The sequence below is a fragment of the Streptomyces netropsis genome (genome assembly GCF_014203545.1).
GTDB classification, from domain to species: domain Bacteria; phylum Actinomycetota; class Actinomycetes; order Streptomycetales; family Streptomycetaceae; genus Streptomyces; species Streptomyces netropsis.
This window is the reverse complement of the sequence record NZ_JACHJG010000019.1, coordinates 57,154-77,679: the sequence shown is the minus strand read 5'-3', so window position 1 is coordinate 77,679 and position 20,526 is coordinate 57,154. Positions and strand designations below refer to the sequence as shown.

General features: G+C 69.3%; 21 protein-coding genes. 12 read left to right on the top strand and 9 right to left on the bottom strand.

Going from position 1 to position 20,526, the window contains the following annotated elements; genetic code table 11:
- Nucleotides 1-345: 345 nt before the first annotated feature.
- The 3 genes from FHS38_RS32115 to FHS38_RS32105 all read left to right on the top strand — a co-directional run bounded on the left by FHS38_RS32115 (nt 346) and on the right by FHS38_RS32105 (nt 1,770).
- A complete protein-coding gene (locus FHS38_RS32115) occupies nt 346-735 on the top strand; it encodes a hypothetical protein (protein WP_184739630.1) in 390 nt (129 codons plus the stop codon).
- A gap of 376 nt (nt 736-1,111) precedes the next feature.
- Entirely contained in the window at nt 1,112-1,573 is a 462-nt protein-coding gene (locus FHS38_RS32110; RefSeq protein WP_184739628.1) for a hypothetical protein, read from the top strand.
- A gap of 20 nt (nt 1,574-1,593) precedes the next feature.
- Entirely contained in the window at nt 1,594-1,770 is a 177-nt protein-coding gene (locus FHS38_RS32105; RefSeq protein ID WP_184739626.1) for a hypothetical protein, read from the top strand.
- Between the two features lie 127 nt (nt 1,771-1,897).
- Here FHS38_RS32105 and FHS38_RS32100 read toward each other — a convergent pair whose 3' ends face one another.
- On the bottom strand, nt 1,898-3,466 hold the full coding sequence (locus tag FHS38_RS32100; RefSeq protein ID WP_184739624.1) for a hypothetical protein: 1,569 nt from the start codon (nt 3,464-3,466) through the stop codon (nt 1,898-1,900).
- 1,123 nt (nt 3,467-4,589) lie between these two features.
- On the opposite strand from FHS38_RS32100, the gene FHS38_RS32095 reads away from it, so the two are divergent.
- Both FHS38_RS32095 and aroA read left to right on the top strand, forming a co-directional pair.
- Nucleotides 4,590-5,399: a hypothetical protein gene (locus FHS38_RS32095; protein ID WP_184739622.1), complete on the top strand. Its 810-nt coding sequence runs from the start codon at nt 4,590-4,592 to the stop codon at nt 5,397-5,399.
- Between the two features lie 566 nt (nt 5,400-5,965).
- Nucleotides 5,966-7,315, top strand: a complete 1,350-nt coding sequence (gene aroA / locus FHS38_RS32090; RefSeq protein WP_311775305.1) for a 3-phosphoshikimate 1-carboxyvinyltransferase — start codon at nt 5,966-5,968, stop codon at nt 7,313-7,315.
- A 74-nt stretch (nt 7,316-7,389) separates the two neighbouring features.
- On the opposite strand, the gene FHS38_RS32085 is transcribed toward aroA, so the two are convergent.
- The 6 genes from FHS38_RS32085 to FHS38_RS32060 form a co-directional block, all read right to left on the bottom strand.
- On the bottom strand, nt 7,390-7,860 hold the full coding sequence (locus FHS38_RS32085) for a hypothetical protein (RefSeq protein WP_184739618.1): 471 nt from the start codon (nt 7,858-7,860) through the stop codon (nt 7,390-7,392).
- 223 nt (nt 7,861-8,083) lie between these two features.
- A complete protein-coding gene (locus FHS38_RS32080) occupies nt 8,084-9,193 on the bottom strand; it encodes an oxidoreductase (protein ID WP_221495616.1) in 1,110 nt (369 codons plus the stop codon).
- Nucleotides 9,190-10,458: a DegT/DnrJ/EryC1/StrS family aminotransferase gene (locus tag FHS38_RS32075; RefSeq protein ID WP_221495615.1), complete on the bottom strand. Its 1,269-nt coding sequence runs from the start codon at nt 10,456-10,458 to the stop codon at nt 9,190-9,192. The genes FHS38_RS32080 and FHS38_RS32075 overlap by 4 nt, the downstream gene beginning before the upstream one ends.
- Nucleotides 10,449-11,327: a nucleoside-diphosphate kinase gene (locus FHS38_RS32070; protein ID WP_184739614.1), complete on the bottom strand. Its 879-nt coding sequence runs from the start codon at nt 11,325-11,327 to the stop codon at nt 10,449-10,451. The genes FHS38_RS32075 and FHS38_RS32070 overlap by 10 nt, the downstream gene beginning before the upstream one ends.
- On the bottom strand, nt 11,320-11,532 hold the full coding sequence (locus tag FHS38_RS32065; protein ID WP_184739612.1) for a hypothetical protein: 213 nt from the start codon (nt 11,530-11,532) through the stop codon (nt 11,320-11,322). The genes FHS38_RS32070 and FHS38_RS32065 overlap by 8 nt, the downstream gene beginning before the upstream one ends.
- Nucleotides 11,529-11,969, bottom strand: coding sequence for a hypothetical protein (locus FHS38_RS32060; protein ID WP_184739610.1), 441 nt, complete (start codon nt 11,967-11,969; stop codon nt 11,529-11,531). The genes FHS38_RS32065 and FHS38_RS32060 overlap by 4 nt, the downstream gene beginning before the upstream one ends.
- Before the next feature lie 244 nt (nt 11,970-12,213).
- Here FHS38_RS32060 and FHS38_RS32055 point away from each other — a divergent pair, with 244 nt between their 5' ends.
- The 5 genes from FHS38_RS32055 to FHS38_RS32035 all read left to right on the top strand — a co-directional run bounded on the left by FHS38_RS32055 (nt 12,214) and on the right by FHS38_RS32035 (nt 16,912).
- Nucleotides 12,214-13,443, top strand: coding sequence for an NsdA family TPR-like regulatory protein (locus FHS38_RS32055; RefSeq protein ID WP_184739729.1), 1,230 nt, complete (start codon nt 12,214-12,216; stop codon nt 13,441-13,443).
- Nucleotides 13,433-14,041: an N-acetyltransferase gene (locus tag FHS38_RS32050; RefSeq protein WP_229822846.1), complete on the top strand. Its 609-nt coding sequence runs from the start codon at nt 13,433-13,435 to the stop codon at nt 14,039-14,041. Before FHS38_RS32055 ends, FHS38_RS32050 begins: the two co-directional genes overlap by 11 nt.
- An 11-nt stretch (nt 14,042-14,052) precedes the next feature.
- Nucleotides 14,053-14,385 carry a hypothetical protein gene (locus tag FHS38_RS32045; RefSeq protein WP_184739609.1) on the top strand — a complete coding sequence of 111 codons (333 nt, stop codon included), beginning with the start codon at nt 14,053-14,055 and terminating at the stop codon, nt 14,383-14,385.
- A gap of 281 nt (nt 14,386-14,666) precedes the next feature.
- The gene (locus FHS38_RS32040) at nt 14,667-15,533 is read left to right on the top strand and encodes a serine/threonine-protein kinase (RefSeq protein WP_229822847.1); all 867 of its coding nucleotides are present in this window, start codon (nt 14,667-14,669) and stop codon (nt 15,531-15,533) included.
- Between the two features lie 77 nt (nt 15,534-15,610).
- Nucleotides 15,611-16,912, top strand: a complete 1,302-nt coding sequence (locus FHS38_RS32035) for a pentapeptide repeat-containing protein (protein ID WP_229822848.1) — start codon at nt 15,611-15,613, stop codon at nt 16,910-16,912.
- A 474-nt stretch (nt 16,913-17,386) separates the two neighbouring features.
- Here the strand turns inward: FHS38_RS32035 and FHS38_RS32030 are convergent, their stop codons facing one another.
- Nucleotides 17,387-17,854, bottom strand: a complete 468-nt coding sequence (locus tag FHS38_RS32030; RefSeq protein WP_184739607.1) for a lamin tail domain-containing protein — start codon at nt 17,852-17,854, stop codon at nt 17,387-17,389.
- A 749-nt stretch (nt 17,855-18,603) separates the two neighbouring features.
- Nucleotides 18,604-19,356, bottom strand: a complete 753-nt coding sequence (locus FHS38_RS32025; RefSeq protein WP_184739605.1) for an AfsR/SARP family transcriptional regulator — start codon at nt 19,354-19,356, stop codon at nt 18,604-18,606.
- Nucleotides 19,357-19,701: 345 nt separating this feature from the next.
- Here FHS38_RS32025 and FHS38_RS32020 point away from each other — a divergent pair, with 345 nt between their 5' ends.
- A complete protein-coding gene (locus FHS38_RS32020) occupies nt 19,702-20,115 on the top strand; it encodes a hypothetical protein (RefSeq protein WP_184739603.1) in 414 nt (137 codons plus the stop codon).
- Nucleotides 20,116-20,292: 177 nt separating this feature from the next.
- Nucleotides 20,293-20,523 carry a hypothetical protein gene (locus FHS38_RS32015; RefSeq protein WP_184739601.1) on the top strand — a complete coding sequence of 77 codons (231 nt, stop codon included), beginning with the start codon at nt 20,293-20,295 and terminating at the stop codon, nt 20,521-20,523.
- The last annotated feature ends 3 nt before the right edge of the window (nt 20,524-20,526 follow it).

Here is a 20,526-nt window from a genome sequence, read left to right as displayed (position 1 = left end):
TACCCAGCCCGCAGGGCAGTTGGTGGCTGAACTGGTAAGGGTGTGTCCTGGTTCCGGCGTTTTTGGCTTGCAGTGGCTGGTCATCAACGGGGCAGAAAGGGGCGGGGGCCGCCGGGCCAACGTGGCGCTGTGCCGTTTCCAGTGGAAACGGCACACTGGAGTGGTCCCTCTTTACGTCGTAAAGAAGCCGTCGCATGCCCTGGTGCCTCCCGCCTGAGTGTCCCCGGCAGGACGCCGTGTGCTCACCTGCATGGGCACGTTCAGGGGCCGTCCTCCGGCCCGGAAACTTCGGCTGCCCGACTTGTGAGCGGGGTGGGGGATCCAGCGCCGGCCGGATGCACTTCCATGCCGCCGCAACGGCCCAGGCCCGCACTGCCGAGCATCTTCTCGCCGTGCGGCTGGAGCAGCTGCGCACCCAGGCCCGCCCCGAGCGCCGCCTTCTCGGCCCCGGGGGCGGGCATCACCTCCCCGGAGGACGACGGGGAGACCGCCGGCCTGCAAGGCGAAGGCGTGGAGTACGGCATCAGTCTTCCTGGTTCGGAGGACGAGCCGCGGTGGTGGCGGATGCGGTTCCACGCCCGGGGCCGGGACGACAGCCTCGACAACCCGGTAGCCGGGCAAATCGTGGAGAGCGCCGAGCAGTACCTGATCCTCGTGTGGCCCGCCGCGAAGGCCCCGGAGATCTGCCACAAAGTCACCGACCGGGCCGGGGAACTCTTCCGCACCGACAGCTGACCAACCAGAGGACAGCGCCTCCTGCATCCCCCCGGCCCTCCAGAACGGAGGAGGAGCGAGACGGGTGCAGGAGGCGTCTTGCTGCGGGGTGAAGACCCGTGCCAGCTCGAGGTCCGGCCAGGACAGGCAGCATCGGCGCCCGCGCGCTGCCCGGTCCGAGTGTCAGCTGTGGGCCGTGGGCTCGGCCCTGCTCTTTTGCTCATACGAGGTGTCGTTGTCCCCCGCGGACAGCGAGGCCACTGAGGTCCCCCTGGCTTCTTGACCATCAGGGTGCTCCCCACGGGCGGCTGGTCAGAGGCTCGTGTGGGTTCATTTCGTCTGTTTCTGCTGCGGCTCTCCTTCTCTCGGGGGGCCTGGGGGCGCTACGGCTACGGGCATGAGTGACATCGACTTTCAGCGCTGCTTGTTCGCCCATCTCTCCCGTCTCCTCCAACAGGAGGGATACGGCTCGAAGTGGCCGCGGGACTTGAGTTTGGCCGTGGGCGTGGTCCAGGCGCTGGCGGGGGTGCTTTCCCGGCAGGAGTTCGAGAACGTCGTCCGGGCCGCCGACTGCGCGGCGGAACGCATGGGGCGCGGCCCTCACCCAATGCTTCCGAACACCTTGGTGTCACATCTCTACGACGGGCGGCAGGCGCAGTTTGAGGGGATTCCGCTGCCCGTCATCGCGCTGGCCGGCCATCTGCTCGGAGTCCTGCACGGGCCCTTGTCGGCGGCGATGTTCGAGGATCTGCTCACTGCACTGTCCGATGCGGTGTCCGCCGTGACGGCTGACGAGCGCCGGGAGAGAGTCGTCCGGACCGCGGGGTATCAGCCTCGCGGAGTGCTTAATGCCGGGTAACGACCCAATACCACGGACCCTTGGCCGCTTTCGACGACCAGCTGGCGCCGATCAAGCAGGCTCGTGTCGAGCGCCGTCGCCAGGCGGACGTCTCTCACGCATCGGCCCTGCGCCGGGCCGACGCGGAACGCGCGGCGAGGGAGGCCGGGACGGCGGCTGCGGTCCCGCAGGCGGCGCTGCTGGGAAGGACCGCGTGAGGAGGAGAGCACAGGGCGTCAGGGCCGGCGGGCTAGGACGTCCGCTCGCGAAGGCCAGTGCGTGGGCCTGGCCTTCGCGAGCGACGCTACGTTGATGCGCCTTTGATGAGCGGGGGGTTGGGGGAGGTCAGGTGCTGCGGATACGCCCGAGCCTGACGCGGTCGAGGAAGCCGAGGTTGTCGAGGCCGTTCTCGCGGACGTCTTCCAGCAGACGGCGGGACAGGCGAGTACCGCGTTTGTGTTTGATCTGGAGCAGCGCTTCGATCTTGGGCTCGGCGTTGAACGAGTCGTCGTCTTCGTACGTGACGGCATGGGCTGCGCCGTTGTCAAGGAGCCGGCCGATAAGGACCGCGAGGGTTCCCGGCCCGGAACCTACGTAGCCCCAAGACAGGCCGGGAGCGTCCATCGAGGGCGCGGGGTAGAGGGTGCCATCATGGGTGCGTACCCAGATCGGGCCATCCAGGATGACCTCCGCGATGCGGCTGCCTTCGGGAAGCTGGCGGGGGGCGTAGGAATGGAAGCTGACCTCGTCGGTGGGCCGGGATGTGTAATAGCCCTTCTTGGTCACGACTGGGCTGTTGGTGACGGGGTCGGTGAAGGTACCAGTGATCTGGTCGTGTTCGCTGTCCCAGACCCGGTGGATCGCGGTCGGCTCGGTGGCCTTCAGACGTTTGATCCATTCCGCGCCGGCGGGAGTCGCCTCGGTCGTCGTGACGGAGAAGGAGCCTCCGAAGGGGAGGTCCTTGCCGCTCCACATCGAGATCTGCTCGAGGCATTCCACGGCCAGGTCGTCGGTGCGCTGGCACAGCTGCGCGAGGCCCTCGCGCACCGTCTCCGGGTCAGCGGTCTCGGTTTCAGCAGGGTCCTTGAGGTCGGGGAAGGCGGGGATGACCATCCAGGCCCGCTCCGCTTCCTTGCGCTTGGCGTAGTCGCTGTCCTCCTTCGCCTCCTTGAGTTCGTTCATCTTGCCGATCTCCCACAAGGTGTGCTTGACCGCACGTGAGCGGATCTCGCGGCCTGCGGAGAGACAGGCCAGGCGCAGCGGGGTGCCCTTGGCTTCGCGGAACGCCATGTCGTAGAGCGGTTCCCATTCGGGCCAGGTGAGTACTTGGACGGGTTCTGGCGTGTGGGCGGGCTTCCATGCGGTGAGGTGGCTGTCCCGGCGCAGCTCGGATGGCCACCAGGGGATGGGGGAGCCGATGTGAGCGGCCAGTTCTGACCAGCGCGGTTCGTAGACGAGTGTGGGGTGGGCCCGGTCGGCGGCTTCGAGGTTGGGCAGGCCGTAGAGGTTCCAGTCGTGCTGGACGACGACCACGGTGGTCACCTCAGGGTGGTGCTCCAGGAGTTCCTGGGGCGGAACGGTGTGGTGGCGTGGGTAGACGATGGCGAGGGAGCCGAAGGCGGTGCGCCAGCAGCCCGCGAAGTGCTCGTGATGGAAGCCGTCGGCCCTTTTGGTGTAGGTGCCCCCGTAGTACTGGGCAGCCAGCTCTTTCGCCGGGCGTAGAAGGTGGGGTGTTCGGTGCGCGAGGTCGGGGTGATGCGCGGCGAGCCAGCGGACGAAGCCGTGGCCGGACCACTGGGTGACTCCGTTGGTGTACTTGGGATCGATCGGTTCGATCATTTCGGGCTCGGCAGCGATGCGCCGCCAGTCTTCACGCGATAAGCCGAAGGTCTCTTGCAGCTCGGCTGCGGTCATGTGTTCCAAGAAGGGCTACCTCCGTCAGCGATGCCCGCGAACTGGGCGGAGAGTGGTCCCTCCATGGTGGTGGGCATCGCTGACACCGGTGGGCATGATCGGTATTTCCGTCTGGAAGCAACCGAGGGGCAGGGCCGAGGGAGCCGGTCTACTTCCTCGGATCGCGTTGTCCGCAACAAACTGGCTTCAGTCGCCCTCCCGGCCCTCCCGTGGGGTCCCTTGTACGAGACAGTCTGTGGGTGGCCGAGAGTCTCGGGGTGGCTGCGGTGTTCGGACATGCGACCGGAATCCGTCTCTGGCCCGGGCTGGAGGGGATCTGTGAGATCGTCGGCGGAAGAGCACCCGGCCGACGGGACAGGGCCGGGGCTGGCGGAGTGGTTGCTGCTGTAAAGCCATCGTGCCGCTCACAACCGGCTCGGGCCCGCTTCGGAGTGACGTGGCTGCCTGTACCCCGAATGAGAACGCTTCGCGCGTACATGCGACCGGAGTTGACCGTCCGGGTGACCGGTCGTGGAGATTTTTTGTCCACTCGGGCAACCGTGCCCATTACAGTTCGTAATGTTGGCGTACCGGAGTGTGGAGCCGGTAGCGTCCTGGGACATGAGAGAGCCCTGGCGGGCGTCAACCAGTGCCAGGGCCCTCTACCTGTTCGCTTCGATCCCGGAGGGCAGATACCTCCTGACCGTGTGCTGCCGCAGCCCCTTGCAGGGGCTGTTCCGCAGCGGCTCGACCGTAACATCCCGCACTCCAGACTCGCTGAAACCTGGGAAGAACAAGACCTGACGATGAACTGTCAGGTAGGGGTTTCGTCGCGCTCCTGGTCTTGGGGATCGTCCTCATCCCGACACCGTCCGCGCGTCCTGCCGCGGTGTGCGCGCTTTTCGCTGTCCTGCCGTTGGTGAGCGTTTCCTGCCTGCGCTACCAGCGGTTACGCGCTGTGTGACGTGGTCTTGCTGCTGGGTCGTGTCGGGGGGACGCGGCCCGGCGGTGCTGTCAGAAGCCGTCAAGTGCAGCCGGACGCATGGAAACGGTCCAGGCGGGGTTTTGTCCCCGTCGGCCGCAGAACTCTCTGCTGCCTGAGACGAAACCCAGAGAAGCACACCCCGAAAGGGTTACCCCCGATATGACGAACGGTGCGGGCCAGGCAGCCGCCTGCCGCAATCCCGCCTGCCCGAACCTGGTGGAGCAGTCCTCCGGTTCGGGGCGGCCACGGAAGTACTGCAGCGACGAATGCCGCAAGTCCTTCTACAAAGCCCACCACAACCTCCCCTCGCCTGAAGCCGAGCGGCACGACGTCTACGTACGGCAGATCGCGGACGACTTGTTCCACAAGGCCGAGCGGTTGCGCAACCTCGCCCACGCGGATCGCACCGGTCTCGCCCTCACCGACCCCACCTCCTTGCGTTTCCTCTCCCTTGCTCTGCTCCAGAGCTCCGAAGAGCTTGCCAAGGAGGTCAAGGATCTCGACGCCGCGATCGTGCAGCAGGCTCGTGACCGCGGCCTGAAGGTCAACGACATCGCCAAAGCCCGCAACATCAGTCCTGACAAGGTCAGCCGCGACTGGCCGACGGACAGCATCGACCGCCGTATGAAACAGCGCCAGCAGCGAGGCCGGACCGGCACTCTGCGTACCTCGGTTGATGTCCCTGGTCCCGGGGTGCTGGATGACTGCCGGTTCCTTCCCGGTCAGTATCTGCCTGGCGAAATGCCCGACCCGGACCTGCCTGCATATGAGCTGGACTCGACCGAGGGACCGCCGGGCCGGAGAGCACAGGCTGGACCATGTTCCCGCCCGCCTCGGCTTCAGTCTGCCAGCGGAGTACATGCGGCTGGGGAAAGCCGCAGCTCTTTCTTGCAGCAGGTCGGTGGCCTTCCCGTCAGCTGTTCCACGGACCACAGGGGCTTGGTCGCCGTCGGCGGCCAAGCGGCGTAACGCCAGGCCCCTGCCTGACGAGGCGGGCCGGGCCCGGCCTCCTGGTCAGATACGTCCCAAACGCCTGGAACGTGCGCGCACAACAAGCACACAGATAACGAATTTTCTTCAGTATCAGGGGGGTTGAGTGCTTCCCTTTCCCTGACAGCCGGAAGGGCCTTCTGAGCCGCCCGCGTGGTGGTGGAGAACGGTGCAGAAGGCCCTCATCGGCGATCCCCAACGATCCGAGTCGACCGAAAAGTGAGGACCGAACACATGGAGAGTAGGCCAGATCAGGCAGGCCGTTCGAGAGTTTCCCATCGGCCGTGGCGAGAGACACTGCGCCGATACCGACGAACAGCTGGCCATGGGCTGGTGCGCGGAGTGTCGAGCGGCATTGGCGCCGCTGCGGTGACGGCGGCCCTCATCTGGTGGCAGCACCAATAGCGGACCAGCCGAGGCGGGGGCGTATCCGTGCGGATACGCCCCCTGGACGAAAACCGCGCGACGTTGCTTCCCGGCCTCCCAGACGGTGAGTGGCCCGGTTCACCTGCAGGTTCGGCGCGGCTTCCTCCGACGGCACTAGCATGCGCGCAAAACCCCCACCAGATGGAGAGTTGAACGTCATGGACAGCATCCTTGGTCTTGACTCTGCTGCCTCGCTGCGGGTGACGGGGGCCAGTCCTGCGCGCGGTTCACTGCGGGTGCCCGGTGACAAGAGCGTCTCGCACCGGGCCCTTCTCTTGTCCGCGATTGCCCGGGGTACCAGCACGATCACGGGGCTGTCTCTCGGGCAGGACGTCACCCATACCCGTCGGGTGATCGGGCGGTTCGGGGTGAGCGTCACCTGTACGGGTGATGGGCGGGTGCGGGTGGAGGGGCCGGTCCGGCACGAGCCGGACGACGTGCTCGACCATGGCAACGCCGGCACCGGGATCCGTCTGACGGCCGGGGTGTGCGCGGGGATCGACGGGCTGTCGGTCCTCACTGGAGACCAGTACCTGCGGCGCCGGCCCATGGACCGCATCGCCGAGCCGCTGCGCGCGATGGGCGCCACCGTCGCCGGCCGCGAGGACGGCCGCCTGGCACCGCTGGTGATCCGCGGCGGCAACCTGACCGGCATCACCTACGCCCCGCCGCAAGCCTCCGCGCAGGTCAAGAGCGCGCTCCTGCTCGCGGGCCTGTCCGCGCGCGGGATCACCACGGTGGAGGAGATCCACCCCACCCGTCGGCACACCGAGGAGATGCTCACCGAGTTCGGCGGCCGGGTGACGGTGGACGGCATGCGGGTGTCCGTCGAGCCGGGCGAACTGTCCGCTACGGACGTCGTGGTGCCCGGTGATCCGTCGCAGGCCGCGTTCTGGGCCGTCGCCGCGCTGCTGGCCGACCAGGGCGAGGTGGCGGTCGACGGTCTGTACACCGGCCCCGGCCGCTCCGACTTCGTGCAGATCCTCCAGAGAATGGGCGCGGACATCACCTTCGACCTGGCCACCGGCACGCTCACCGTTCGGTCGTCGCGGCTGCGGGCGGTGGAGATCACGGCCGAGGACATCCCTGGCATCGTGGACGAAATCCCGGTCCTGGCGATGGCGGCCGCGGTCGCCGAGGGCACGACCGTGATCTCGGGGGCGGCCGAGCTGCGGGCGAAGGAATCCGACCGGATCGCCAGCACGGCCGGCATGCTGCGCGCCTTCGGGGCGCAGGTGACGGAGACCGAGGACGGCATGGTCATCGAGGGCGGTGCGCGACTACGGCCCGCGCGGGTGGACTCCCACGGCGACCACCGCATCGCGATGACCGCCGCCGTCGCGGGAGCCTGCGCCGCCGACGGCGCCACAGTCATCGACGGCTGGGACTCGGTGGCGACCAGCTATCCCGGCTTCGCCCAGCACCTGGTGCAACTCACCGGAACCACGCCCGCAGCCGGAGACGCGTAGCCGCACGACGACGCCGTACGGCCCGCCATCCCTTCCTCCTGGAGGTGGCGGGCCCGTACGCGTGCCGGAGGTGTCTACCAGGTGTAGCCGTGGTGCTCGAGCTCGGCGGCGTACGCCTCCTCGACGGCCCTGCGCGCCCGGGCGGTCAGCACGTCGCGGTAGGCGGCGCCCGGGGGCCGGAAGTGGGCCTTCGCCCGGGGCAGGTCGAGGGTGGGCAGTGCCACCCGGCGGCACACGTCATCGAGCCCGGCCTGGAGGTGTTCGTGACGGACGACGACGTCGACCATCACCGCCCCGAGGGTGTCGGTGTAGAGCGGCCAGTTGATCGCGTCGCGGAACTCGCCGGAGTCGATGAACTCCTCGATCTTGATGCGCGGCTCGGTGCGGTGGCGGTGAAAGTAGAGGCTCGTGACCTTCTCGTACGGGCTGCGCTCCAGGCACACCGTCAGGTACCGCTCCCACATGCTCGCGCCGAGCTCCTGGCGGATCTCCGCGGCGGGCATGTGGTTGTAGAACCGCACGTCCTCCCGAGGCCCGGGCGGCACGGGCGTCTCGCCTGGAGTGCGCCCGGGGCGTAGATGGCGTTGCGGCGGTCGGCCGCCTTCCCGGGCGCGCAGTGCCTCGTCGCGGGGGGGAGAGGGAGGTAATGATGTCGTGGTCCCCGGCGTGGCGGGAGAGCGCGATCTCCACCGAGGTCCCGGCCGTCTTGCGGGTGCGGACGAAGATCAGGCCCGCGTCGTGCATGACGATCATCCGGTGCTCCTGGGGTCAGAGTTCGGGGGGCAGGTGGCCGTCGTCCGGGCCGACCGTGGTGGTGGCCAGGGCCCGCTGGTAGGGGGCGGGGGCGAGGCTGTGGTCGTGCCGGGCGGGCAGCATCGGGTCGACGAGCAGCGCCCGGCCCATCAGGACGAGATCGCAAGCCCCTTCCGCGAGCAGCTGCTCGGCCTGCTCCAGGGTGGTGATCTTCCCGACGGCCGCCGTCGGCACCCCGCTGTCGCGGCGGACGGCGTGGGCGTAGGGGGCCTGCCAGGCGGGTCCGGTGGGGCGGGTCTCGGGGCGGGCGATGCCGCCGGAGGTGCAGTCGATCAGGTCGGCCCCGTCGTCGGCGAGCAGCGGGACGAGGCGGATGGTGTCCTCCAGGGACCAGCCGCCGGGCAGGAAGTCGCGTACCGACAGCCGAACCACGAGCGGCAGCTCGGCCGGCCACGTGGTGCGCACCGCGCGGACGACCTGGCGCAGCAGCCGGGTCCGGCCGGTGAAGTCGCCGCCGTAGGCGTCGCTGTGCTGGTTGGCGATGGGGGAGAGGAAGGAGTGCAGGAGCCGGCCGTGTCCGGCGTGGAGCTCCAGGAGCCGGAACCCGGCCGTGGCGGCCCGGGCGGCCGCCGCCGCGAACTGCCTGACAGCCTCCTTGAGCTGGGCGGGCGTCATGGATGTGGGGGCGCGGTAGCCGTCGGCGAAAGGAAGGGGCGAGGGGCCCAGTGGCTGCCAGCCGCCGTCCGCCTCGGCGAGCGGTGCGTCCCCGCCGGGGCCGAAGGGGCGGGAGCGGGAGGCCTTGCGCCCGGCGTGGGAGAGCTGGAGGCCGGGGACGGCGCCCTGGTCGGCGATGACGTCCGCGAGGGCGGCGAGAGCCTTGGTCTGCTCGTCGTCCCACAGCCCCAAATCGTGGGGTGTGGCGAGCCCTTCGGGGGCGACGGCGGTGGCCTCCACAATGACCAGGCCCATGCCGATCGAGCGAGTGAGGTAGTGGGGCAGGTGCCATCGTGGGTCGGGCAGGTTCCCGGCGGCGGCCTGGTAGGTACTCATGGCGGGGAGCCCGATCCGGTTGCGCAGCTCCACCTCGCGCAGCCGTAACGGCGTGGACAGCGGATGCATGATCATCGGTCCTTCCTGTTGAGGGTGTGCAGCTCGCGCGCGGCGGCGGCCAGCGCGCGCTCGTACGGGTCCGGGTCGCCGTCGGGCAGCGGCTCGTACATGTCCCGGGTGTCGATCTCCACCAGCCCGGCGAGGAGCCGGTCCGTGCCCGGGAAGCCGTCCGGGTCGGCCGGGGGGATGGGGGGCAGCCGTAGCGCCGCTCCGAGTCCGGGGTCGGTGAACAGCGGCGTGTGGTGCAGCGGCCGCGCCGGACGCCGGGCCCGCACCCCGGCGGTGTGCAGTGCCCGAATCACGGCGTCGACAGGGTGTGAGGGGTCAGCCAGGCGCCAGTGCCACTTGTAGAGCGCCCCAGCCGTACGGCCGGTCGGCTCGGGCAGCGGCACCAGGGCGGAGAAGGCGTTGGCGAGCAGCTTTTCGACGTCCGTCTGACGCTCGGTCTTGGTGGCGAGGGTGTGCGGCAGACGCCGCAGGTGGTCGGCGACCAGCACCGCCGCCACGGGGGTGGGCCGCCGGTTGTGCCCGGCGCCGGTGACGGCCAACGCCCGCAGCCGCGGGTCGCGGACACGGGCCAGGGCGTGGTGCTTGGGATGGGCCAGCACCTGCGCTCGCTCCCACACCATCCGGTCCCGGGCCGTCAGCAGACCGCCCTTGCCACCCGTGGCCATCTTCCAGGTGCCGCACGACCACACCGCCACATCCCCGACGGTGCCGACCGGGCGGCCCCGCCAGGTCGTCCCGTGGGCGTGGGAGCAGTCCTCGATCAGGGCGAGGTGGTGCCGGTCGCCGAACCGCCGTACCGCGTCCAGGGGGACGGGGCGGCCCCAGGTGTGCGTGACGGTCAGGGCGGCGGTGCGCGGGGTGAGGCGTGCGGCGGCGTCCCGCAGGTCGATCCCGCCGGTGGCCGGGTCGGCGTCGCACAACACCGGGACCAGGCCCTGGGAAAGCATCGCGGTCACCGTGGCACGGAAACTATGGCTGGCCACCAGCACCTCGCTGCCCGGCTCCACCTGCAGGGCGGCGTAGCCGGTCTCCAGCGCGCCGGTGCCCGAGTCGCACAGCATCACCGGTCGCCCCGGGGCCAGGACGTCCCCGGCGAGCTGCTCGCACTCGGCGATCTGCGGGTGGTCCCGGCCGGCGGCGGCCATGTCGCCCTCATCCAGCAGCCACCGCACCATCTCGACGGCGCCCTCGGACCACCACGGCCACAGCATCGCCTGCTCCTGCACGCGGGGCGTCTCCGCGGGGGGATCGGTGGTGGGGTTCATCGCCATGGGCTCCTCGTCTCCTGCTCGGGCCACGCTGCCGGCCCGGGGCTCCTGGTCAGCAGGGGCCACATCTGGGAGGCCGCCCACAGCGCCGCCCACCGCTGCTCAAGCGGCCCGGTCGTCAGCTCGTCCAGGGCGGGGGCGTCGGTGCTCGGTTTCGGTACTCCGAGCGGCGGCAGCTCGTCCTCGACCTCGGCGACCGCGGCGTCGAGCGGGCAGGGCGCGCGGCTGGCCAGATTCCGGGCCGCCTCGGCGACCAGCGCCGCGCGCTCGGGCCAGGGGAAGAGGACGCCGAGTTCGCGGACCACGTCGGCGGGCTCGTCCGCGGTGTGCACCATGGTCAACAATCGGTTTGGGGCCCCCGCGACATCCCGCAGGCTCGGCCCGGTCCGCCGGTGCGGGGCGTTGCTGCCCTTGACCGCGCTCATCCGCACCGACGCCGACTCCCCGGTGCCGTCGGCCCACAGCACCAGCAGCCCCGGGCCCAGGGCGACGAGCGCGTCGAGCAGCCACAGCCGCTCGATCGTCGCCCACCGGCACATGTACGCCCACAACGCCCGCACCCCGCACCGGTCCACCCGAACAAGCCGCGCGGCCACCGGACGGAACCCGGCCTCCTCGGTGGCGGCCAGCACCCGACGCGCCGCACCGGCGGCGAAGGCGTCCGGCCGCACCCACATCACGGCGACCCGCTCGGCGAACGCGTACGCCCTCTCGGTGCCGAGCACCGTCGTCAGCGTCGCCCACGCCTCCCGGGCATGCAGGTCCCGGGCGAACACCTGGTCCTTGCCGCGCAGGCGGGTCAACTGCTTCCAGGCGGGGCCCGCGAGATCGAGCGCACGGCCCACATCGGGCCGGGTGGTGCGTTCAGGCATCACGGCCTCCGTTCGGATGGGTGCCGCCCGACGCGACATCCGCCGCCGTGGCCGGCAGCGGGGGCGAAGACTGATTCAGGTCTCCGCCGGCCTGCTCGTGCAAGAGCCCGGCGGGGACGCCCACCGCGACGGCGACCAGCACGAGGAAGGCTCGCAGGGGGTGCGAGGTGTCGATGGCGTTGTTACTGGTGTGCCGGGCGCTCACCGGGCGGCCGCCGCATGCTGGCGTTCGCGGTTGTCGGCGAGGACCAGGCCGAGGAGCTGCTGGACGCATCTGGCCGACTCCTGCACCCAGGTGTACGCACAGCTTGGGTAGTCGGCCGGATTGGGCGGCGCGTACTGCGTGCGCCTGCGGACGTACGCGAGGCCGTGCCCCACCAGCCCGGGGCCAGCGCCTGCGGGGCGGTTGAGGCGGTGCGTGCACTCGGCGATCGGCAGCAGCAGCCCGATGTGCCCGGCCAGCAGGGTGATCGAGTCGGCGAGCGCTCTGGGGTTCAGCGTGGCGCCGTCAGGGACGGGCCGCAGCGCCGCGGAAACGGTCCGCGTGATGGCCACGACGTCCAGGGGCGCCGTGCCCTCCGGCCCGTCGGCAGGGGCTACGGCGTGCTGTTTCAGCATGGCGGAAGAGATGGCGGTGGTCATCGCAAGGTTCCTCTGCGTGTGCGGGGGAGCAGCGGAAGCGGCGGGCCGCTGGCACATCGCTGTCGGGGAAGCAGCCTGCCGCGCACAGGGGAGTCAACTGCTGGACCACGTCGCAGGGTCAGGAAGAAACGGCCGCGACTTCCGCGCGGCGATCAGGAAAGTTTGACCCTTCCGTTACCTGGCTGTCCGTGCGCAATCTCGCTACGTTCGACGGGTGGGAGAAAACACGATCCTCCGGCAGCGCATGGCCCGAATGGGCATGAGCCGCCCCGAATTAGCGCACCGGATGAACGAGGCACTTGCAGCTCTGACCGGCAAGTACGGCACCTTCTCCGAGCGCACGCTGCACAACCTGCTGGCTGGCGCGACGCACTGGCCAAGGTCGAGGACCAGGCTTGCACTCGAAGAGGTTTTCGGATGCCCCGCGTCGGATCTCGGCTTCACGCCGCCGATCCACCAGCAACCCCCGGAGGACCCCGTGCAACGCCGCCGCTTCCTTCGTGCCGCTCCCATAGCCGCAGCAGCCACCGTCGGCGTCATCCCGCCCGCCAAGGCCGACGCCCCCTACCGGGTCGGCGCCTCCGACGTAGACCGCCTCGAACGACTGCATGACCAGCTCATCGAGGACGACGACCAGCTCGGCGGCACCGACGCCGTCGAACAACGCGCCGCCGCCCTCGCACAGCAGGCCCTCGCCTTGCAGAACGGGGGCACCGCCTCCGCCCGGATCCGCTCCCGCCTGTACGCCATCGCCGCCCACTTCACCGACAGCGCCATGTGGGCCGCCATCGACGGCCGCCGCCTGCAGGCCGCCAACGGCTACCTGAACCAGGCCGTCACCCTGGCCGCCCTCTCCGCCGACTCCCCCACGATCGTCAGGGTCTGGGGCCACGCCGGATCGCTCTACCGGCACCTGGGCCGCCCCACCGACGCCACGGCCGCCAGCGAGGCCGCCCGCGCCAGTGCCATCGCCCGCCGCGACCCGCTGTACGCATCCCTGACCTACGCCCGTCTGGCCGTGGACCAGGCCAGCACCGACAGCCCCACGGCCGTCCTGCGCAACCTCGACAACGCCCAGCGCTCCCTCTCACGCGTCGACGAGCGGGCCGGCCGGCCGTCGTGGATGCGCTTCTACGACCAGGCGGAGCTCGACCTGCTCGCCTGCGGCGCCAGCACCACGATGGGCCGTTGGGACGAAGCCGAGGCACGAGCGCACTCCGCCCTGGCCCGTCTCCAGCCCAGCATGCCCCGCAACCAGGCCCTGGTGACCGCCTACCTCGCCCTCGCACAGCTCCACCAGGGCGACGCTGGCCACGCCGTGGCCACCGCACGGACAGTCGCCCCTGCCCTCGCCCACGGCCGCACCGCCCACCTCCTGAACGACTTCACCGCCCACCTGGTCGAGACCGCCCCCACCAGCTCCCCCGCCCGGGAGTGGACCACCTACCGGAAGGAGGTACTCAGTGCCTGCTGAGACCGACGACCTGACGTTCCACCGCACCAGCGACGTCGAGGACGTCCGCCAGACGATCCTCGACCTGCACGCAGAGGTCCGCGGCGACTTCGGACTCATGAGCAAGCCGTTCAACAGCATCGAACGCTTCGACGAGCGCCTGACTGCCTACGCCCAGCGCCCCGGCTGGGAAGCCGTCGTCGCCCGCACCGCCGTCGGCGAGCCCGTGGGCTTTTGCTTCGGCACCCCGCTGGGACCCAACACCAGCTGGTGGACGGCGATGACCATCCCGCTGCCCGAGGGATTCACCGCCGAGACAGGCAGCCGCACCCTGGCCTTCCAGGAGATCTGTCTCCGCAAGCCGTGGCGTGGTCAGGGGGCCGCCAGGCATCTCCACGACGAGCTGCTTGCCGGCCACGTCGAGGAGCGCGTCACGCTGCTGGTCGATCCCACCGCGGGCGAGGGCCGGGTCCAAGCCGTCTACGAATCGTGGGGCTACGAACAGATCGGGCAGCAACAGCCTTTCGCGGACTCCCCCGTCTTCGCCGTCATGATGCGCAACCTGCGAACGACTGAACCCCGAAGGGACGGGCCGGTCCGGAGCCTCGACGAGCCGTAACGACCTCTGACGTGCTGCTGGACACCTGCCACGACGCAATTCAGGCGTTCGGCCCGAAGCACCAGGTCGTCCTCTGGCTGCGGGGTGAGTCCGCGTTCGACCGCCACGTCGCGCACTGGGCTGCGGCACACACGGCCGCTACCGCCGCCACCAGCGCACTGGTGAATGCCACGGTCCACCCGGCCGACGAGGCTGCGCACGGCGAAGGCGCCACATGGGCGCGGGACCGAGCGCTGATCGCGCAGGGCCCCATGCTCTGTCCTACCTTCTGCGCTGAGCAGGTGCCCTGCCCGCAATCGCACGGCTGGCCACCGGCGCCGGAATCAGCGTCCGGGCATGTGTGAAGCGACCGGAGCAAGCCATGTACAAGGCCGGAGACTGGCTGTCCGGCCCGGGCATGTGTGGAGCGACCGTAGTTCCCGCAGAAGAAACACTGCAGGAAATAGGCCGTGTATCGGAACTCGAACTCGGTCAGCTGACCGTCGGCTCGGGGCACGCGCAGACGGGGTGCTCTACGGCCGCCGAAATCAGCCGGCTGGCGTGGAGGACGGTCCGCACCTGACATCGTGCCGTAGCCCTTACCGATATCCATCGGCCCGAGGCGTCCGGATGCTACTTTCGGCGGGTGGCCCGATATCAGCCCATTCAGCTCGGTGCACAGATCGCGGGCTACCAGGTGGAGCGTGAGATTGGCCGCGGGGGAATGGGCGTCGTCTACCTCGCGAAGGATCTGCGGATGGGCCGTGTCGTGGCCCTGAAAGTACTCGCCCCCGAGTTGACGCACAGTAACGTTTTCCGTCGACGTTTCATCCATGAGTCGCGCATGGCTGCTGCGATCGATCATCCGCACATCGTGCCGATCTTCGGAGCTGGAGAGGCCAACGGGGTCTTGTACATCGCCATGCGTTACGTTTCGGGGCCGGACTTGGGAGCCCTCCTGGACCGGGACGGTCCACTACCGGTAAACAGTGCGATGCGTATCGCCGCGCAGGTGGCGTCGGCGCTCGACGCCGCGCACGAGCACGGTCTCGTACACAGGGACGTAAAGCCCGGCAACATCCTGTTGGACAGAAGCCCTGTTGGCGACGATCCCTACGATGCGTATCTCATGGACTTCGGGATGGCGAAACCATCGCTGGAGGAGGTGTCCCTCACGACAGTGGGTCAGTTCATCGGCACCCTGGACTACGTGTCCCCCGAACAGATCTCCGGCCACCCCGTAGACGGTCGGGGCGATCTGTACAACCTCGCCTGCGTCGTATACGAGGCCCTTGCGGGTAGCTCCGTGTTCCAGCACGACGACGACATGGCGCTGCTGTGGGCGCACGCAAACGAACCACCCCCGGACCTCTCTGAGAGTCGCCCGGACCTCGCGCCGGCCGTCGACCGTGTGATGACGAAGGCGCTGGCCAAGGACCCTGAGCATCGTTACGGTTCATGCCGGGAGTTCGTAGCGGAGTTGATTTCTGCCGCGGGCGGTCGGGCGAGCTGAAAGCGATGGCCCGTAGACGCTGGTGGCCGCGTCGATGGCGGCATTCGAGTGGTCGGTATGCGCCGGACCTCTGGCCTGTGTGGATCGTGGCCGGTCTGGCTGTGGTCGTGGCCTGCGTCGCCGGGATCGCGGCGTACTGGCTCGTCCGCCGGCTGACGGAACCCACGGGGACCCTGGGCGTTCCCGACGCCATCAAGCTCAGCATCGCCATCCTGACGGTCTTCGGCGCGGTCCTCGCCGGTGTGTACGCCTACCGCAAGCAGCGCATCGCCGAAGGGGACGCCCACCGGGCGGACGCGACGCAGTTCGCCGATCGCTACAGCACGGCGGCCGGTCAGCTGGGCCATGAAGGCCCGGCAGTGCGCCTCGCCGGCGTATACGCGATGGCCCGGCTGGCCGACGACTGGGGGGAGCAACGCCAGGTCTGCGTGGACGTCCTGTGCGCCTATCTGCGCATGCCCTACGAATGGAACCCGGAGTCCGACCAGTACGAGAAGGGAGAACGGGAGGTACGGCAGACGGTCATCCAGGTCATCCGAGATCACCTCCAGGAGTCACGGGAGGAGTCTTCCTGGTCGACTTGCGCTCTTGATTTCACCCGCGCGACCTTCGATGGAGGCGACTTCTCCGGCTGCCGGTTTCGAGGCAGTGTCTCCTTTGCCGACGCCGATTTCGTCGGTGACCTAATCAGCTTCGACGGTGCCGGATTCCTCGACGGCGCGGTCACCTTCCATGGCGCACGATTCGGACCCGGCACGGTCACGTTCAACGACGCACAATTCCAGGGCGGTACGGTCAGCTTCGACGAGGCGCGGTTCAGCGGAAGCGCGCTTTCCTTCTGCGGCGCGCTGCTCGGTGCCGGCGACATCACGTTTCACCATGCGAGCCTCAGCGGCGGGACACTCGCTATGGACGAAGCACGGTTCAGTGGCAGCACGGTCGGCTTCGACTACGCGCAGTTCAGTAACGCCACGGTCACCTTCAACCGGACGCGACTCGATGACGGTTCGCTCGCCTTCCCCCGCGCACGGTTCACCGGAGGTACGCTGAGTTTCGACCACGCACACTTCGCCGGCGGTGCCGTCGCCCTCGACGACGCGGAATTCACGGGCGGTACGGTGACCTTCTACGCGGCGGGGTTTGACGGTGGAAACGTCACCTTCGACTACGGGCAGTTCACCGACAGCACGGTCACCTTCCACCATGGGCGATTCAACGGAGGCACCGTCTCGCTCGGCCACGCCAGGTTCAGCGGCGGCCTGGTCTCCTTCGTCCGCGCCCAGATGAACGGGGGCCAGGTCGCCCTCTCCGACGCACAGTTCAGCGGCACCAACACCCGATGGGGCCGCCTCCAGCCGCCCGAGGACGGGACGGGCTGAACTCCGGTCCGACTCTCACGAGCGAGTGTTGTCGTTGCGGCAACGATCTGCCTGAGGTGTGGAATGTGGATCCCACCTCATGAGGGCCTGGCAGGCGCTGCTGGGGGAGGGGAATGTGGCAGCTCGCCGCCGGGGCGGGCCTGCCGGGCCGCGCTCATCGGCACCGGCCTGCTGCCGCCGGCGCAGGCCAGCACACTGCGCTGGGCCTCCTGGCTGGGCCAGCCCCGGCCGCGACGCCGCCCGCCCCTGCAGCCCAGCCCGGGGCGCGGCGGCGGATGACGAGACAGACAGCGAGGCCGACAGGCGTCGGGAATGTCGTCGCCATCCTCGGCGAACCGTGCGGCCAGGCCGTGCTGGAGCAGGTAGTCGCCGGGTAGTGCACAGCGGTGCGCTCCTGGGCCTCGAGGCCCAGGAGCGCACCGCTGTGTGGGGTGAAAGCCGCTTAAAGAGTGAGGGGCGGCTTCCGTCTACCGGTCAGTGTCCGCGGTGGCCCCAGGACTCGGTGTCGATGACGCGGCCGTGGTCGTTGCGGAGGGTCGCGGTGTCGCGGTAGTTGTCCCAGACGTAGGCGCGGCGGTTCTGGTAGACGTCGCGGACGGTGTCGCGGCCGGTGCCGGTGTGGACGCGGACCTTCTGGTGGGGGGCCAGGCGCAGGTGGCCGAAGCGGTAGGTGTGCCGGTCGGCGTCCTTCAAGGTCCAGTTGTGCAGGTTCACCGCGTGGTGGCCGGTGTTGACGATGTCGATCCACTCGGCGTTGAGGCTCCAGTTGCTGCGGTCGTCCTTGCCGGGGCTGTCGTACTGGACCTTCCCGATCACGACCGGCGAGGTCGCACGGAACGGGTCGGCATGGGCGGCGGCGGTAGCGGGGAGGACCGTGGTGGCGAGGACCGCGCCGCACGCGACGGCGGTAGCAGCGATACGGGCGATAACAGCTGAAGACATAGCAAACCCTTGCTTCCAGGGCGCAGCCCAGTAGGGCGCACCCGTTGATGAGGACCCCGGCGAAGCGCCGAGGACCATCACTGTGCGCCACCCGGTGCCCCAAAGTTGAAAGTCTCATCACCCGTTACACGAGGCGAACATTCACACCACCTGGCAGCGCTCCGCGCACGCGCCCCAGCGCATACCACCCGCCCCGCGCTGCACCTCGCGACCGCAGCGCATCACGCATGTTCCCTGCCAGGCCTCCGAGCGGGCCACCTCGGGGGGCGATGACGGCGTTCGGCCAGCAGGTGACGGAGAGCGGGTTCCAGTGGGCGGGCAGGGCGGGCGAAGGGGCCCTGCACCTTTCTGGATGACGGCACCCTTAGCACTCACAGCGTCGTCCCGCAGAGGTGCAACGACGGGTACATGGTGGCTCTGGAGCCAGGGGAGCGGCAGGCCCTGGCTCGCGGCGCAGCCAGGGGGCTATTCGGGAAACTCCTTGAAGCCCTGGCCTTCGACGAGTGCCCACCGTTGTTGCAGGCCGCCCTTGCGCGGGAAGCGGCGCTGCGTGGCGAGACACAGTTCTTGCGCCGCTACACGTTGCAGGAGGTGGGGGCGGTGGTCCGAGAGGTGGGAAGAGGCGGTATCGACTGCTCTGAGAGTGCCGCCGGGCGGCCTCACTGGGGGATCGGAAATACTGGGAACCTAGGTCGAGGCGCTGGGTATGTCACCCCACCCTACGGCCGCCGTCCGACCTCGACGGTTCGTCAGGACCCTTGTCGGAGCAGAGCGAAGAGCTGGGGATCGGCCTCCACACCGAGCTCTCGGCGCAGCCGCTTGTCGAGGGCCCGCAGCGACTCCGCGGCCCGGCCGGGGGCGCCCATCCCGATCAAGGAGCGGACCAAGAGTTCGTGACTCGGCTCGTCCAGGGGATCCCAGGAGGTGAGAAAGGACGCGGTGTCCGCCGCCTGCCGCACATGGCCGTCAGCGAGCAACATCTGCCCGACGCGCAGGAGGGCATGGAAGCGCTGCCGGTCCCAGTGCGCCCGTTGCTCGTCCGCCCACGAGGCCGACACCTCGGCCATCAGCGGCCTGCGTAACAATGCCGCCCCCTCCGGCACGGGAAGGGCGCCTGTCTCCTCTATGGATTCGATGACCACCAGCGCCTGTTCCCAGTCCGAGGTGAGACCGTCGGTCAAGGACACCAATTCACCCTCGGCCTCGATCAACCGCTCGGGGAGGTCCCTGTTGGTCCGCCACAGGAGACGGCTCAGCAACCGACGGCCCTGCTGCTCCGGGGCATCCGGCCACATGGCCCTGATGATGGCCGGCCGCCGCGCCCAGTGCCCGTCACGCAAGGCGAGGTAGGCGAGGAGTTCGGCGGACGACAGGCTCAGCCTGATGTCGCCGTGCCCCTCGACGTGAATGCCGTCCTCTCCCAGGAGGCACAGCCGTCGCCCGTTCCCCTCCACTGTGATGACGCCCGATATCGGCGCATGGGTATGCCAGATGGCCGGCATGGCAATCCTCCGCGATGCGAACCCTGTGTCTGGTACCTCGGGGTGCCAGTGGCACTCCCCTTCCGTCAATGGTCAGGTGACGGCGGTGATCGACACCCCACCAGATACGCATAGGTAGATCAACTCAGGACATACTGCCGCAATAATTGGCCACGCGGCGTGGCCAGCGTTCGGCAGTTCCGGGGACGGAACGGGGACAGGCCCGGGACATTCTTCGTCCATGATCGGCTTCCATGGGACGTCTCGGGAGCATCCGCGGAAGGAAGGGGGACGGCCATTTTCCAAGGTGTGTGCACCGTCGGCCAACAGGCCGTAGCGGTTTGGCACAGCTGTCCTGGAGAACACGTGAGAAAGAACCGGATTATCGCGAGCGTCGTCCTCGCCGGTGCCCTCATGGGCGCCGCGGCCCCCTCCGCGTCGGCCGTGGCGCCGTCCGCGTCGGTCGCCACCGCCCAGACGGTTCAGCCGACGGCCTTCACCGTCGTCACCCCGTCCACTACCAAGGCGGACAACACCGCACCGGCGACTGCACCGACTAGTGAACCGGCCGAGCGCGCGGGCAAGCTGCGCTGGGTCATCGACAAGCTCAAGGCCGTGGGCAGTAAGGCCTGGGACGCGCTCAGCAGCGCGGCCAAGAAGGGCTACGACGCCTTCAAGGAAGCGTACGAGAAGTACGTCCCGTGGGTGGTCCGCAAGGCTGTCGAGGTCGGTGCCACCGTCTATGAGATCTACGAGGCCGTGCGCGACTTCGTCTCGTAACCCAGGGGAATCGAGCGCAACGCTCCACCAGTCGTGGCCGGCGGGGGTCCTCGCACCCTCCGTCGCACCCCCGCTGGCCACTCCCGGTCCATCGAGAAGGAACACATGAGTACCAGTCAGCCCCCCCTCCGCCCTCCCACACCGGCGCCGAGCTCCGCCAGCGGTGACATATGGCCGGTGCTGCCCCTGGCTGCCGCTTCCTTCCTCGTGCGCACCTGGGGCAGCCACCTGTGGGTCTTCTGCCTCGCCACCGTGCTCGGCACCGTCGGCATGGTGGCAGCAGTCATCTCCGTCGGTCGCTGCAGACGGGCTGTGAGAAGCGGGCTGCCCCGGGCGAAAGCTGCCTGGGTCGTGACGCTACTCGCCGCCGCGGCCGCAACAGCCGTCGTCTCCGCGATCAGGATGTGAGGC